General features: G+C 42.2%; 12 protein-coding genes. 9 read left to right on the top strand and 3 right to left on the bottom strand.

Annotated elements, in window-relative coordinates; all coding sequences use genetic code 11:
- Positions 1-9: 9 nt before the first annotated feature.
- The 3 genes from H5117_RS03135 to H5117_RS03125 all read right to left on the bottom strand — a co-directional run bounded on the left by H5117_RS03135 (position 10) and on the right by H5117_RS03125 (position 4,128).
- Complete coding sequence (locus tag H5117_RS03135; RefSeq protein ID WP_182736112.1) at positions 10-1,167, bottom strand: acyl-CoA dehydrogenase family protein; 1,158 nt, start codon at positions 1,165-1,167, stop codon at positions 10-12.
- 163 nt (positions 1,168-1,330) lie between these two features.
- Positions 1,331-2,821, bottom strand: coding sequence for a CoA-acylating methylmalonate-semialdehyde dehydrogenase (locus H5117_RS03130; RefSeq protein ID WP_182736111.1), 1,491 nt, complete (start codon positions 2,819-2,821; stop codon positions 1,331-1,333).
- Between the two features lie 125 nt (positions 2,822-2,946).
- Positions 2,947-4,128, bottom strand: coding sequence for an acetyl-CoA C-acyltransferase (locus tag H5117_RS03125; RefSeq protein WP_024595699.1), 1,182 nt, complete (start codon positions 4,126-4,128; stop codon positions 2,947-2,949).
- Between the two features lie 330 nt (positions 4,129-4,458).
- On the opposite strand from H5117_RS03125, the gene H5117_RS03120 reads away from it, so the two are divergent.
- The 9 genes from H5117_RS03120 (at position 4,459) to H5117_RS03080 (ending at position 14,280) form a co-directional block, all read left to right on the top strand.
- Positions 4,459-4,893, top strand: coding sequence for a MerR family DNA-binding transcriptional regulator (locus H5117_RS03120; RefSeq protein ID WP_008135264.1), 435 nt, complete (start codon positions 4,459-4,461; stop codon positions 4,891-4,893).
- Between the two features lie 56 nt (positions 4,894-4,949).
- On the top strand, positions 4,950-6,125 hold the full coding sequence (locus tag H5117_RS03115) for an isovaleryl-CoA dehydrogenase (RefSeq protein WP_182736110.1): 1,176 nt from the start codon (positions 4,950-4,952) through the stop codon (positions 6,123-6,125).
- Positions 6,126-6,135: 10 nt separating this feature from the next.
- On the top strand, positions 6,136-7,743 hold the full coding sequence (locus H5117_RS03110; protein ID WP_182736109.1) for a carboxyl transferase domain-containing protein: 1,608 nt from the start codon (positions 6,136-6,138) through the stop codon (positions 7,741-7,743).
- A 12-nt stretch (positions 7,744-7,755) separates the two neighbouring features.
- Positions 7,756-8,526 (top strand): enoyl-CoA hydratase/isomerase family protein, encoded by a 771-nt coding sequence (locus H5117_RS03105; protein WP_182695017.1) that lies wholly within the window; start codon positions 7,756-7,758, stop codon positions 8,524-8,526.
- 8 nt (positions 8,527-8,534) lie between these two features.
- Positions 8,535-10,538, top strand: a complete 2,004-nt coding sequence (locus tag H5117_RS03100) for an acetyl/propionyl/methylcrotonyl-CoA carboxylase subunit alpha (protein ID WP_182695016.1) — start codon at positions 8,535-8,537, stop codon at positions 10,536-10,538.
- Complete coding sequence (locus tag H5117_RS03095) at positions 10,538-11,434, top strand: hydroxymethylglutaryl-CoA lyase (RefSeq protein ID WP_182695015.1); 897 nt, start codon at positions 10,538-10,540, stop codon at positions 11,432-11,434. The genes H5117_RS03100 and H5117_RS03095 overlap by 1 nt, the downstream gene beginning before the upstream one ends.
- Positions 11,435-11,695: 261 nt before the next feature.
- Entirely contained in the window at positions 11,696-12,394 is a 699-nt protein-coding gene (locus H5117_RS03090; protein WP_182695014.1) for a CoA transferase subunit A, read from the top strand.
- Positions 12,395-12,408: 14 nt separating this feature from the next.
- Positions 12,409-13,065, top strand: coding sequence for a CoA transferase subunit B (locus H5117_RS03085; protein ID WP_039489749.1), 657 nt, complete (start codon positions 12,409-12,411; stop codon positions 13,063-13,065).
- A gap of 333 nt (positions 13,066-13,398) precedes the next feature.
- Positions 13,399-14,280, top strand: coding sequence for a LysR family transcriptional regulator (locus H5117_RS03080; RefSeq protein WP_002961883.1), 882 nt, complete (start codon positions 13,399-13,401; stop codon positions 14,278-14,280).
- Positions 14,281-15,094: the final 814 nt, after the last annotated feature.

The following is a 15,094-nucleotide window of genomic DNA, read 5'->3' as shown; positions in this document are numbered from 1 at the left end:
CATTGCTCCTTATAAAACGTCGCTTGCAGACTCAGCTAGAATTCGGCGCGCAATAATTACACGCATAATTTCGTTAGTGCCTTCTAAAATTTGATGAACGCGTACATCACGTACATGGCGCTCAAGCGGGTATTCTTTTATGTAACCGTAACCACCATGAATTTGCAGTGCGTCGTTACACACAGTAAAGCCAACATCGGTAGCAAAGCGTTTAGCCATGGCGCAGTAAGTGGTTTTTTCAACGTCGTTATTATCAAGTTTAAATGCAGCAAGCCTAACCATTTGGCGCGCAGCTACAAGTTCGGTGTTCATATCGGCAATTTTAAATTGCAATGCTTGAAACGCAGCCAATGGCTTACCAAATTGTGTACGTTCTTTTAAATATTCACGGGCTGTATTAAGCGCCGCTTGCGCTGTACCAATTGAACATGTGGCAATGTTAATTCGGCCGCCATCGAGGCCTTGCATCGCAAATTTAAAGCCTTCTCCCTCTGCGCCTAATAAGTTATGCGCAGGAATGCGTACATCTTCAAAGCTAATTAGCCGTGTTGGTTGTGCGTTCCAACCCATTTTTTCTTCTGCTTTACCGTATTCAACGCCTTTTGCGTCGGCAGGCACTACAAATGCCGAAATACCCGCAGCGCCTTCGCCGCCTGTACGTGCCATTACCACTAATACTTCGGTTTCGCCAGCGCCCGATATAAACATTTTTGAGCCGTTAATAACGTACTCATCACCCTCAAGCACTGCTTTGGTTTTAAGTGATGCGGCATCTGAGCCCGAGCCTGGCTCTGTTAAACAGTAAGAGGCAAGTAACTCGCCCATGACTAATTGCTCTACGTATTTGTCTTTAACGGCATCGGTACCAAAACTTGCTACCATCCAGGTAGCCATATTATGAATAGTTAACATGGCCGTTGTTGCTGTACAGCCCATAGCAAGCTGTTCAAAAATAATGCTCGAATCTAAACGTGATAAACCAAGGCCGCCTGCTTCCTCTGGCGTGTATAAACCACAAAAACCAAGCTCGCCCGCTGCTTTAATCGTGTCTTTAGGAAAGATATGTTCGCGATCCCATTTTGCTGCATGGGGCGCAAGTTCTGACTCGGCAAATTGGCGTGCTGTTTGAGTAAAGGCTTGTTGATCTTCAGATAAGTTAAAGTCCATTGTAGACCTCTTTAATTGTGTTAGTTGTGTTGTTAGTGTTTCCCGTCACAGGGATAGTTTGTGACGAGCGGCGAAGGCTTATGTGTGTGTTGTGTGTGAAGTAGCCTTCGCGCCCATCTTTTTTATTAATTATTCTTTTATTTACTCATTTTTTTAATTACGATTATTTTAAGTTAATACTCATGTTTGGACCCGAAGCAATATCGTCTTCAAACCAACGTGATGTAATCGTTTTAGTTTCTGTGTAAAAACGAATACCTTGTTTACCGTACGTGTGTGTATCGCCATAAAACGAGCCTTTCCAACCAGTGAACGAAAAGAACGGAAGTGGCACCGGAATTGGCACATTAATACCTACTTGGCCTACTTCAATTTCGTGTTGGAATTTACGAGCCACTGCGCCGCTTGACGTAAATAACGAGGTGCCGTTACCGTAAGGGCTGTCGTTAATAAGTGCGATTGCCTCATCAAGCGTGTCTACAAACATACACGCCAGTACTGGACCGAATATTTCTTCTTTGTATAAATCCATTTCTTTGGTTACGTCAGTAAATAACGTTGGGCCAACCCAGTTACCTTGCTCATACCCTTCAACCGTAAAGTCAGAACCATCAATTAAACAGGTAGCGCCTTGCTCTTTACCACCGGCAATGAGTGATAAAATACGTGCTTTTGCTGCTTTTGATGTTTGCGGCCCGTATGCCGCGTTTGCATCATCCCACACGCCTGGGCGTACATTTTCAAAGCCTGCTTTAATTTCATCTACCCACTCACTTGCTTGACCTACAAACACAGCAACCGAAATACCCATACAACGCTGGCCAGCAGCACCTACTGATGCGCCTACTAGGTTGTTTACAACGTGCGATTTACTTGCATCAGGCATAATAACCATGTGGTTTTTAGCGCCAACACACGCTTGCACGCGTTTAAGATTTTGTGTGCCTTTAGAATAAATATAAGCACCTACACTACACGAGCCTACAAACGAAATAGCACGCACTGCTTTATCTTCTAGTAAGCGGTCTACTTGTGGTTTTGTACCATGAACAACCTGTAATACGCCTTTTGGTGCGCCGGCTTCAATAAATAGCTCAGCTAAGCGCATTGGTGTAAGTGGATCTTGCTCTGACGGTTTTAAAATAAAGGTGTTACCACACACAATAGCCAGCGGGAACATCCAAAGTGGGATCATTGCAGGAAAGTTAAATGGTGTTACGCCCGCACATACGCCAAGTGGCTGCATGTAAGAATACGTATCGATTTTACGCGCTACGTTTTCCATTGTTTCACCCATCATTAATGATGGTGCGTTTGCTGCTTGTTCTACTACTTCAATACCGCGCCAAACATCGCCTTTTGCATCTTCAAATGTTTTACCCAATTCATGGCAAATAATGGTAGCAAGCTCATCATGATGTTCTTTTAATAGCGCCGCGTACTTCATCATAATGCGAGCACGTTCAGTAATAGGTACGTCTTTCCATGTTTTAAACGTCTCAGAAGCTGAGGCAATTGCCGCGTCCATTTCTGATTCTGTGGTACATGGCACTTGTGCAAGTACTTCTTGAGTTGCTGGGTTTATAACATCGATAAGCTCTTTTGATGCTGATTGAATAAATTCGCCATTAATAAGTAGTGGTACTTGGTGCATGATTAAATCCTAGTGTGTGAGTTGTGTGTTCTCTTTTAAAATTGGTAGCGCCGCTTTGTTAGTATTATTAGTGCAGCGCTTTTATAGTTATTCGTACAGCTTTCTTATAACTATTAAATACCTAGTTAATACGCTTCTACGGCCATAGCAACCGCTTCACCGCCACCAATACATAAAGACGCAATGCCTTTTTTAAGGCCTCGGTTTTTAAGGGCATGAATAAGCGTTACTAAAATACGCGCGCCGCTTGCACCAATTGGATGACCCAATGCACATGCACCGCCATTAACGTTTACTTTGCTTTCATCAAGTTTTAACTCGTTAATAGCCAGCATGGTTACCATGGCAAATGCTTCGTTAATTTCCCAAAGATCAACATCGTTTACAGCCCAACCTGCTTTTTCAAGCACGCTGTTCATAGCCCCTACTGGCGCTACTGTAAATTCACTTGGTTTTTGAGAATGCGTGCTGTGCGCTACAATTTTACAAAGCGGTGTTAAGCCCTGCTCTTTTGCTTTTGATTCGCTCATTAATATAAGCGCTGCGCCACCATCTGAAATTGACGATGAATTAGCGGCTGTAATAGTGCCGTCTTTTTTAAAAGCAGCACGTAAGGTAGGAATTTTTTCTGGGCGGGCGTTGCCTGGTTGCTCATCAATCGATACTGTTACATCGCCTTTGCGTGTTTGCATTGTATGGGGTGCAACTTCGTTATCAAAGCTACCATTTTGTATCGCGGCTTTAGCTTTACTTAATGAGCCTAATGCAAACGCATCCATTTGCTCGCGACCAATGCCGTATTCGTCGGCGGTGTCTTGTGCAAAACAACCCATAGCTTTATTGTCGTAGGCGTCTTCAAGGCCATCGCTCATCATGTGATCTTTTATTTCACCGTGCCCCATACGCATTCCGCCACGCGCTTTTGGTATAAAGTACGGTGCATTTGTCATGCTCTCCATGCCACCAGCAATAGCAGATTGAATTGAGCCCGCTTTAATTAAATCGTTTGCAAGCATGGCTGCTTTTAAACCAGAGCCACATACTTTGTTAATTGTTGTAGCGCCAGTGCTAAGTGCAAGGCCTGCTTTTAACATTGCTTGGCGTGCAGGTGCTTGTCCAAGGCCTGCTGGTAATACACAGCCCATAATTACTTCGTCTATTGCATCATTAGCTAAACCAGTTTGTGTGAGTACACTTGCAATGGCGGTAGCGCCAAGCTCGGTAGACTGCGCATCACTTAACGCTCCCATAAAACCACCCATTGGGGTGCGTTTTGCTGCTACAATTACCACTGATTCTAAAGTCATAACTAACTCCATTGTATTTATATGCAAATAGTTGTTAGTATATTTGCTCTATTAATTTAGTATTCATTTATTATTTAATACCCTTACACAATACTAACGTTTACGCCAACGTCAACTAAAAACAGCTTAATTTTTAGTTTTATAAGTGTAAGGATTATTTTCCATCGGTTAGACTACACTGATAAAATAAAAATAACCCATTGAATATTAACAACATAAATCAACACCTCGCTTAAACATCCCTTTATAAATAGTTTCAAATCACACCAAGCTTTACCTTTACGTAAACTTCACTTATATTGGAGTTATTCGAATGAGGTAAATACAATTATGAAACCAGATAATCAAACAAACTTTGCAAGCTCAGCCAAAATGCCGGCCAGTAATGAACAAACATTTAGCATTAGCGAACTCGCTAAAGAATTTGACATTACAACCCGCTCTATTCGCTTTTACGAAGACCAAGGGTTAATAACGCCAGAACGTAATGGTCAAACCCGTATTTATTCAAAACGCGATAAAGTGCGTTTAAAACTAATATTACGTGGTAAACGATTGGGCTTTACATTGGCCGAAACCGGTCGTTTGTTTGAACTGTACGACGCAGATAAATCAAGCGCTAAGCAGTTGGTTACTATGCTTGACCTTATTTCAGAAAAAAAAGCAGACCTATCTCAACAAATGGACGACATTAAAGTTGTTCTTATGGAGTTGGTGACGGCCGAGCGCCGCTGTAGAGACACGCTTAATAAAATAGACGAGTAAGTTTATTTTTAAAATAACAACACACTGACAACACACACGTCACACAGGAATGAATCATGAGCACTATTTCACTATATAAAGAAATGAACTTTGGCCTTGGCGAAACCGCCGATATGATCCGCGACCACGTAAACAGTTTTGCGAGTCAGGAGATTGCCCCGCTTGCTGAAAAAACGGACTTAGATAACGCTTTTCCAAATCAACTTTGGTCTCAAATGGGCGAAATGGGCGTACTAGGTATGACCGTATCTGAAGAACTTGGCGGCGCCGGTTTAGGTTACTTAGAACATGTTATTGCTATGGAAGAAATTAGCCGTGCCAGTGCCTCTATAGGGTTAAGCTATGGAGCACATTCAAACCTGTGCGTTAATCAAATTAACCGTAACGGGTCACAAGCTCAAAAAGAAAAATACTTACCTAAGCTTATTAGTGGTGAGCACATTGGTGCTCTTGCAATGAGCGAGCCTAATGCGGGCTCTGACGTAGTATCGATGAAACTCAAAGCCGAAAAAAAAGGAGATAAGTACATTTTAAACGGTAATAAAATGTGGATCACCAATGGCCCAGACGCACACACACTCGTTATTTACGCTAAAACAGATTTAAACGCTGGCGCTAAAGGCATTACCGCATTTATTGTTGAAAGTGACTTTCCTGGTTTTTCAACAGCACAAAAGCTCGACAAACTGGGTATGCGCGGCTCAAATACCTGTGAGCTAGTATTTGAAAACTGCGAAGTACCCGAGGAAAACATTTTAGGTAACTTAAACGAAGGCGTTAAAGTACTTATGAGTGGCCTTGATTACGAACGCGTAGTACTTGCAGCGGGCCCGCTTGGCATAATGCAAGCGTGTATGGACATAGTGGTACCGTATATTCATGAGCGTAAACAGTTTGATACCCCTATTGGTCAATTTCAGTTAATTCAAGGCAAAATAGCCGACATGTATACACAAATGAATGCTGCGCGCTCATACGTATACACGGTAGCTAAAGCGTGTGACCGAGGCGAAACCACCCGTAAAGATGCCGCCGGTGCCATTTTATACGCCGCAGAGCTTGCAACTAAAATGGCGCTAGATGCAATTCAAATTTTAGGTGGCAATGGCTACATAAACGAATACGCAACGGGTCGCCTGCTTCGTGACGCTAAATTATACGAAATTGGTGCAGGTACATCAGAAATACGCCGCATGCTTATTGGCCGCGAACTTTTCACAGAAAGCCGTTAAGGATTAAACCATGACTATTTTAAAATCGAGCGTTAATCCTCACGACCCAACGTTTGTGCAAAACCATAAAAATATGTCAGCGCTGGTGGATGATTTACGCAGTAAAGTAGTAACAATTAGCCAAGGCGGAGGCGCTGCATTAAAAGAGCGCCACGAAGGCCGTGGTAAATTATTTGTACGCGACCGCATAAATACATTAATTGACGAAGGCTCACCGTTTTTAGAAATTTCGCAATTTGCTGCCTTTGGTGTGTACGAACAAGCAATACCTTGTGCAGGCGTGGTAGCCGGTATTGGCCGTGTTAAAGGCGTTGAATGCATGATTATTGCAAACGATGCCACGGTTAAAGGCGGTACATATTTTCCGCTTACCGTTAAAAAGCATTTACGCGCACAAGATATCGCCGAGCGTTGCCACTTACCATGTATTTATTTGGTGGATTCGGGCGGTGCAAATCTGCCAGAGCAAGATGATGTATTTCCAGATAAGCTGCATTTTGGTCGTATTTTTTACAATCAAGCCCGTATGTCGGGTAAAGGCATTCCACAAATTGCTGTAGTAATGGGCTTATGTACCGCAGGTGGTGCGTACGTACCTGCAATGGCAGATGAAAGTATTATTGTAAAAGATCAAGGCACTATATTTTTAGCAGGTCCGCCCCTTGTAAAAGCAGCAACCGGCGAAGAAGTAACAGCCGAAGAGTTAGGCGGCGCCGATGTGCACTGTAAAATTTCGGGTGTTGCCGATCACTACGCTGAAAACGACGCCCATGCGCTGTCTATTGCGCGCCAATGTATTGAGCGTATTAATTATACACGCCCTACGGCCCCTCTTCTAGATGATGTAAAACCACCCCGTTACGATATAAACGAGCTTTACGGCATTGTGGGCACCGACCTTAAAAAGCCATTTGATGTACGCGAAGTAATAGCGCGCACAGTGGACGACTCATCATTTGATGAATTTAAACGTTACTTTGGTGAAACGCTGGTCACCGGTTTTGCCAGTATTTACGGCAATCCTGTTGGCATAGTGGCTAATAACGGTATTTTATTTAGTGAGTCGGCGCAAAAAGGCGCGCACTTTATTCAACTGTGTGCTCAGCGCAATATTCCTTTAGTATTTTTACAAAATATTACCGGCTTTATGGTGGGTAAAAAATACGAAGCCGAAGGTATTGCTAAGCACGGCGCTAAAATGGTGATGGCGGTTTCGTGTGCTGATGTGCCTAAATTCACAGTACTTATTGGCGGCTCATACGGCGCAGGTAACTACGGTATGTGTGGCCGCGCATTTGAACCAACCATGATGTGGATGTGGCCTAATGCCCGTATTTCGGTAATGGGCGGCGAGCAAGCAGCCGGTGTAATGGCGCAAGTTAAACAAGATGGTTTAGCACGCAAAGGCCAAACCATGAGCGAGCAAGAAATCAGTGATTTTAAAAAGCCAATTATTGATCAGTACGAACAGCAAGGTCATCCGTATTACGCCAGCGCACGCTTGTGGGATGACGGCATTATAGACCCTGCTGACACGCGTAATGTATTAGGTCTTGCGTTAACAGCTGCGAATAACGCACCAAAACGTGATTCGAAATTTGGCGTATTTAGAATGTAACCGGAGCGCAAAATGTCAGTAACACTACAAATTACAAAATCTAATGTGGCTGTACTTGTGTTAAGTCGCCCAGAAAAAAGAAACGCATTTAACAGCGAAGTAATACATGAGCTGATCCAGTGTATTGAACATGCAAATACGCTTGATATTCGTGCTTTGGTTTTAAAAACAGAGGGTCAACACTTTTCAGCAGGCGCCGATTTAGCCTGGATGAAATCAATGGCTGATAACAATTACACCGATAACCTAGCTGATTCAATGCAATTAGCTAAATTAATGCAGGTATTGGCAAGCTCCCCGCATCCTACAATTTGTGCTGTGCAAGGTGCCGCTTTTGGTGGTGCTCTGGGCTTAATAGCCTGTTGCGACATAGCCCTTAGTAAAGACGATGCACAATTTTGTTTAAGTGAAGTAAAACTGGGTCTTATTCCGGCGGTTATTAGTCCATACGTTATTAAAGCTATTGGTGAGCGCGCTGCTCGCAGGTACTTTTTAACGGCTGAAGTGTTTGATGCACATACTGCTAAGCAACTTGGCTTAATTCATCAAGTAACCGGTAATTTAGACTGTGCGCTCGATAATATGCTGCAAACACTGATTGATAACGGACCTGTTGCAGTAAAAGCCGCAAAAGCATTAATTAACGATGTAGCAAATAAACCAATAACCGATGAACTCATTGAGCTTACCGCAGAGCGTATTGCAAAAATTCGCGTATCTGAAGAAGGTCAAGAAGGGCTAAGTGCTTTTTTTGATAAACGCCCACCCGCTTGGCAACTGTAGGATTGATTATGAACACACAACGATTACAAAAAATACTGATTGCCAATCGTGGAGAAATTGCGTGCCGTGTAATGCGCAGCGCAAAACAAATGGGCTTAACCACGGTCGCGGTTTACTCTGATGCAGACAAACATGCCCAGCACGTAAAAATGGCTGACGAGGCTTACCATATTGGTGCCGCGCCAAGTAAAGATTCGTATTTAGTAGCAGACAAAATTTTACAAGTTGCCAAAGACTGCGGCGCTGACTGTATTCACCCAGGCTATGGTTTTTTATCTGAGAACAGCGAATTTGCTAAAGCCTGCGAAGCTAATAACATTGCTTTTATAGGGCCACCAGCAAGTAGCATTGAAGCAATGGGGTCTAAAACCCGCGCTAAAGAAATAATGGCAGCTGCTAATGTACCGTTAGTGCCTGGTTATTACGGTGATAAGCAAGACCCTGCTTTTTTACAAAGTGAAGCTGAAAAAATTGGCTACCCTGTACTCATTAAAGCGGCCTTTGGTGGCGGTGGTAAAGGCATGCGTGTGGTTGAAAAAGCACAAGACTTTATGAGCGCACTACAAGGTGCGCAACGTGAAGCGATTGCCGGTTTTGGTAACGACTTAGTGTTATTAGAGCGCTATGTAAACCAACCTCGCCATGTAGAAGTGCAAGTATTTGCAGATAACTACGGTAACTGTGTTTATTTAGGCGATCGTGATTGTTCTTTGCAACGTCGTCATCAAAAAGTAATTGAAGAAGCCCCTGCTCCGGGTTTATCTGACGCACTACGCAAAGAAATGGGCGAAGCCGCTGTACGTTGTGCACTGGCTATAAATTATAGAGGCGCAGGTACGGTTGAGTTTTTACTTTGTGGCGATGAATTTTTCTTTATGGAAATGAATACGCGCCTTCAAGTAGAACACCCAGTGACCGAAATGGTAACCGGTGTAGATTTAGTCAATTGGCAAATTAATATTGCGGGTGGGCAAACATTGCCAATGACACAAAGTAATATTCAATTGCAGGGTCATAGCTTTGAAGCGCGTATATACGCAGAAGATCCAGCCAACGACTTTATTCCGTGCTCGGGCACTATTGAAGCACTACACACACCCCTTAACAGTGAATTTGTACGCATTGATACAGGCATTGCACAAGGCGACGAAATTAGCCCGTTTTACGATCCGATGATTGCAAAACTTATTGTGCATGACGACAATCGCGAACAAGCACTGAGCCGCTTACAACAAGCCCTTGAGCAATTTCATTTAGCAGGTTTTAGCACTAACATTGGCTTTTTACATAATTTAGCAAGCCACCCTACGTTTAAACAAGGTGCGCCAAGCACACACTTTATTGCTGAGCAGGGTGATTCGTTAGTTGCGGTTGATGAGCAACTGTTGCAAGCAAGCCAACTTATTGGTGCTTTTGCCTATTTAGAATCGCTAACTAACACCCAAAATGCGCAATACAGTGCAAGCCCGTGGCAACAACTGAGTGGTTTTACACTCAATGCACCACAAGCAATTAAAGTCCCTTTTGCCGATTTACAGCTAAGCGCTATAAAAACGACAGCGGGCTATAATATTACGCATAACGAGCATGTATTTAAACTACAAGGCACATTAAATAATAATCTGTGCACTGTATTTATTAATGGTGAAAAACATAGCGCGCACGTAACTACGGTTGGTAATAGTACTGCGGGCAATATTGTCACTGTTATGAATAAAGCACTGCAAACTAAGCTTGAACTAGTTGATAAACATTATATTAGTTCGCACGAAAGCGAAGCTTTGCCACTTGCCGCGCCGCTTAATGGCACAGTAGTTAAGCACTTAATCGACATTGGTAGCACAATTACCAAAGGCGATGCGGTTGTTATTATCGAAGCCATGAAAATGGAATACACGCTTAACGCACCACACGACGGCATTTTAAGAAGCTACTGTTTTGGTGAAGGCGAATTAGTAACGCATGGAGCCTTACTTGCTATTGTCGAAGATACAACAGAGGAAGGTGCATAATGAGTGCCTTTCCAAATAAAGTACGTATTGTTGAAGTTGGCGCGCGAGACGGCCTACAAAACGAAAAGACAGTAAGCACAGCCGATAAAGTAGCGCTTATTAACGCCCTAAGTGCTGCAGGTTTAAAAGATATTGAAGCGGGCGCGTTTGTCTCACCTAAGTGGGTGCCGCAAATGGCAGACTCAGCGGATGTAATATCAGCCCTTGATTTACCCAATGTAAATTTAAGCGCCCTTACACCTAACTTAAAAGGTGCACAAGCAGCGCACGCTGTTGGCATTAAAGAATTTGCTATATTTACAGCTGCGAGTGAGTCGTTTTGTCAAAAAAATATCAACTGCTCAATAGACGAAAGTATTGAACGCTTTAGCGAAGTAATAGCGTTTGCTAAAGCGAATAATATTCGTGTACGTGGTTATGTAAGCTGTGTACTCGGTTGCCCATACGAGGGGGAGATTGACCCGCAAGTAGTACTTAAGGTATCGCAAAAGCTATTAGATTTAGGCTGTTACGAAGTAAGCCTTGGCGATACCATAGGTGTTGGCACCGCTAAAAAAGTAACGCAATTAATCGAGTTACTTTTAACGCACGTTGATAAAGCCAAGTTGGCCGTGCATTTTCATGATACATACGGCCAAGCGCTCACAAATATTTACGCAGCTTTAAGCCTAGGTATTGCAACGGTTGACGCGGCAGTCGCGGGCCTTGGTGGCTGTCCTTATGCTAAGGGGGCGTCAGGAAATGTTGCCACCGAAGATGTAGTTTACTTACTGCAAGGGCTTGGCATTGAACACTCAATTGATTTACAAAGGTTAAGTGACGCTGGCTGGGAAATAACCAAAGCACTTGGTAAGCAACCTGTGAGCAAAGTATCTGTGGCACTGCACACAAAATAACCTGAGCTCTGGATAATAAATCTATCTCGAGCAGCTATTTTCAGCACTAACTACGTTGAATTTACTTGCAATAGGCCAGCTATTGACGCGTAAATTCGCCTTGTTTTCACTGAAAATCTCTGGCTAGAGAAAATAAATTTAAATATCACCCTGATTCATATGTTAGTAAATCTATTAACCAGAGTTCAGGTTAAATAGCTATCTTATGAAATGATGATTAAAGATAGTTAACAACAAATAGCACACAATGAGGAGAGACTCATGGCCGGTTTTGATAAGGTAGTTTCGAGTTACGAAGCTGCAATGGAAGGATTAAAAGACGGCGATACCATTATTGCCGGTGGTTTTGGTTTATGTGGTATTCCTGAGGGCTTAATTAAACAAATTAAGCACATGCAAACAAAAAACTTAACCGTAGTATCTAATAACTGTGGTGTTGATGACTTTGGTTTAGGTATTTTATTACAAGACAAACAAATTAAAAAAGTAGTTGCCTCGTACGTTGGCGAAAATGCCCTATTCGAGCAGCAGTTATTAAGTGGCGAAATTGATGTAGAGCTTACGCCTCAAGGTACACTAGCTGAAAAAATGCGTGCTGGTGGCGCGGGTATACCTGCGTTTTACACCGCAACCGGTTACGGTACTCCAGTTGCTGAAGGCAAAGACGTAAGAGAGTTTAATGGTCGCCCGTATATTTTAGAAGAATCTATAACAGGTGAATTTGCCATTGTTAAAGCGTGGAAAGCCGACCGCTTTGGTAATTTAGTGTTTAGACACACCGCCATGAACTTTAATCCAATGGCGGCAACAGCGGGCAAAATTACCGTTGCCGAAGTAGAAGAAATTGTAGAGCCGGGTGAGCTTGAACCAAGCCAAATTCATACCCCGGGTATTTTTGTAAATCGCGTTATTAAAGGCAGCTTTGAAAAACGCATTGAACGTGTAACAACACGAGATTAAGCAGGAGCAAAATTATGGCATTATCACGTGAACAAGTTGCAATGCGCGTTGCACAAGAACTTCAAGATGGTTACTACGTAAATTTGGGCATAGGAATTCCGACACTCGTCGCAAACTATGTACCAGATGATATTGAAGTTATGTTACAGTCCGAAAATGGCCTTTTAGGCATGGGCCCGTACCCAACTAAAGCAGAGCTAGACGCCGATATGATTAACGCGGGTAAAGAAACCGTGACAGCAGCCACAGGTGCAGCCATATTTAATAGTGCAGATAGTTTTGCCATGATACGGGGTGGTCATGTAGACTTAACCGTTCTGGGTGCATTTGAAGTTGACCAGAACGGCAACATCGCATCGTGGATGATCCCTAAAAAGCTGATTAAAGGCATGGGTGGCGCGATGGATTTAGTCGCTGGCGCGAAAAACATTATTGTTACTATGACCCATGCAAGTAAGCATGGTGACTCTAAACTATTAGAAGCCTGCTCTTTACCGCTTACTGGCGTTAATTGCGTTAAAAAAATAGTGACAGATTTAGCCGTATTAGAAGTTAAAGACGGCGCATTTCATCTATTAGAACGTGCTCCGGGCGTATCTGTTGATGAAATCATTAGTAAAACAGCAGGTAAATTACTTGTTGACGGTGAAGTTCCAGAAATGGTTTTTTAGGCTTTAGCTTAAAATAACGCTTTACCCTGTACCGACCTCATTCCCAGTGCCAATGGCGCTGAGTTACCCAAAATCCCTCTTACGAGGGATTTTTTTTATCTTTTGTCATTATTTTTACCGTCATTCATACATCTGTAGTAAATTTTATCTATAATACAAATATAAACTAAATGTAAGCGCTTAGATTCTTTGCACTATTTTGTGGATAGCCTGCACCCTTTTTGTGAACTAGCGTCAATTTTATTTTTAACCTATTGATATTTAAACATTAAATAGTTGGTTCAAATTTTGCCTAAGTAAGGCGTCTCAATAAATTAAATAATTCTGGAAAACATGCAAACTCCTATTCGTGGCCTTCGCTCTTTTTGCTTTGCCGCAAGAAGCCTAAGTTTTAAGCATGCAGCTAATGAGCTGTACTTAACGCCGTCTGCGGTAAGCCATCAAATAAAACAACTTGAAGAACAACTTGGTATTGAGCTTTTTCAACGTAAAACGCGTTCAATTAGCTTAACCACAGCGGGTAAAAACTTTTTTGATGCTGTGTCTCCTATCATCACAATGTTAGAGAGCACCATTAATGAGTTTAGTCAGATGCAGCAAAATACAAATTTGACGATTACCCTGCCTGAATTTTTTGCCAGCGAACTACTCATGCCTAAATTAAGTGAGTGGACCTCAGAGCATCCTAATATAAACCTGCAAATGGACACGCTTAAAACACGCAAAGAATTAACGCGTCATAGCGATTTATCTATTGTATTGTCCTCTGGTAAACCTACTGAAGGGTTAGCGACTGAGTTGTTTAACCTTGAATATATTCCTGCATGTAATAAAAAATTGCTCGATCAGTGGAGGGACGATCATCGTCAAGCCCTTAACCAAGTTCCGCTAATCTTGCACAAAGCTCGCCCTTGGGCTTGGCATCAGTGGGCCGAAAAAGCAGGGATTGATGATTTTTCTCCTTCGCAGATTATTCAAATAGATAGCATGTTTGGTGTAGCGCGTGCAGCGCAGCAAGGCATGGGCATTGCACTTATTCCACTGCCTATTAGCCAAAGCTGGCTAGATGAGCAATGGCTTTACAAATTATTCGAACAGCCTTTAACAACTAAAGATAAATACTATTTAGTGCAGCACGAATCAAGCACGCCTAATCACCCGCTTGATTTATTTGCGAAGTGGGTTGTAAATACGTTTAGAAAAATTCAAGAATAATCCCCTATTAGGCGAGTTCAGTAATACAACCTACTCTGTGTTGTATTACTGAACTCGTCTAAACCTCCCTGCAAATTTGAATGATTTTTTTAATTAAATACATAAACTTAGCACCATGCATTAGACTAAAGTCTATAGTTTAATTTTTTTCACTCATTGGTTTTGTTTTTATCGTTTGTCGAAAATAAAGTTAAATATTAAAGTTGCTTTATCAGCTCAAAACAACTTAGTTAAATTGTTTCTTAAGAGCAATAAATGCAACCTTTAGAGTTCTAGTAACTCAAACGTAGCAGTAAAAAGAATCTTATATTGTGTGTGTAAGATGTTGTCAGTGTGAAAAAGCGGTTCAAGTTAGGTGGTGACTTGGCTTGAACTGTTTTTATTTTTGGCGCAAACCACATGGTATGCAATACAAAGCTACCAAAGCGTAGTAAACAGAATCTTTATATTGTGTGTGAAGATGTTGTCAGTGTGAAAAAGCAGTTCAAGTTAGGTGGTGACTTGGCTTGAACTGTTTTTATTTTTGGCGCAAACCACATGATATGCAATACAAAGCTACCAACGTGTAGTAAACAGAATCTTTATATTGTGTGTGAAGATGTTGTCAGTGTGAAAAAGCGGTTCAAGTTAGGTGGTGACTTGGCTTGAACTGTTTTTATTTTTGGCACAAACCACATGATATGTAATAAAAAGCTACCAAAGCGTAGTAAACAGAATCTTTATATTGTGTGTGAAGATGTTGTCAGTGTGAAAAAGCAGTTCAAGTTAGGTGGTGACTTGGCTTGAACTGTTTTTATTTTTGGCGCAAACCACA

The organism is Pseudoalteromonas sp. SG45-1, assembly GCF_014164135.1.
GTDB classification, from domain to species: Bacteria; Pseudomonadota; Gammaproteobacteria; order Enterobacterales; family Alteromonadaceae; genus Pseudoalteromonas; species Pseudoalteromonas distincta.
The sequence above is the reverse complement of the archived record's forward strand: the minus strand, read 5'-3'. Positions and strand labels throughout refer to the sequence as shown.

What these genes read in the sequence shown, in the direction of transcription:
- H5117_RS03135 (WP_182736112.1), bottom strand. Translation starts at nt 1,167, where the DNA reads ATGGACTTTAACTTATCTGAAGATCAACAAGCCTTTACTCAAACAGCA.
- H5117_RS03130 (WP_182736111.1), bottom strand. Translation starts at nt 2,821, where the DNA reads ATGCACCAAGTACCACTACTTATTAATGGCGAATTTATTCAATCAGCA.
- H5117_RS03125 (WP_024595699.1), bottom strand. Translation starts at nt 4,128, where the DNA reads ATGACTTTAGAATCAGTGGTAATTGTAGCAGCAAAACGCACCCCAATG.
- H5117_RS03120 (WP_008135264.1), top strand. Translation starts at nt 4,459, where the DNA reads ATGAAACCAGATAATCAAACAAACTTTGCAAGCTCAGCCAAAATGCCG.
- H5117_RS03115 (WP_182736110.1), top strand. Translation starts at nt 4,950, where the DNA reads ATGAGCACTATTTCACTATATAAAGAAATGAACTTTGGCCTTGGCGAA.
- H5117_RS03110 (WP_182736109.1), top strand. Translation starts at nt 6,136, where the DNA reads ATGACTATTTTAAAATCGAGCGTTAATCCTCACGACCCAACGTTTGTG.
- H5117_RS03105 (WP_182695017.1), top strand. Translation starts at nt 7,756, where the DNA reads ATGTCAGTAACACTACAAATTACAAAATCTAATGTGGCTGTACTTGTG.
- H5117_RS03100 (WP_182695016.1), top strand. Translation starts at nt 8,535, where the DNA reads ATGAACACACAACGATTACAAAAAATACTGATTGCCAATCGTGGAGAA.
- H5117_RS03095 (WP_182695015.1), top strand. Translation starts at nt 10,538, where the DNA reads ATGAGTGCCTTTCCAAATAAAGTACGTATTGTTGAAGTTGGCGCGCGA.
- H5117_RS03090 (WP_182695014.1), top strand. Translation starts at nt 11,696, where the DNA reads ATGGCCGGTTTTGATAAGGTAGTTTCGAGTTACGAAGCTGCAATGGAA.
- H5117_RS03085 (WP_039489749.1), top strand. Translation starts at nt 12,409, where the DNA reads ATGGCATTATCACGTGAACAAGTTGCAATGCGCGTTGCACAAGAACTT.
- H5117_RS03080 (WP_002961883.1), top strand. Translation starts at nt 13,399, where the DNA reads ATGCAAACTCCTATTCGTGGCCTTCGCTCTTTTTGCTTTGCCGCAAGA.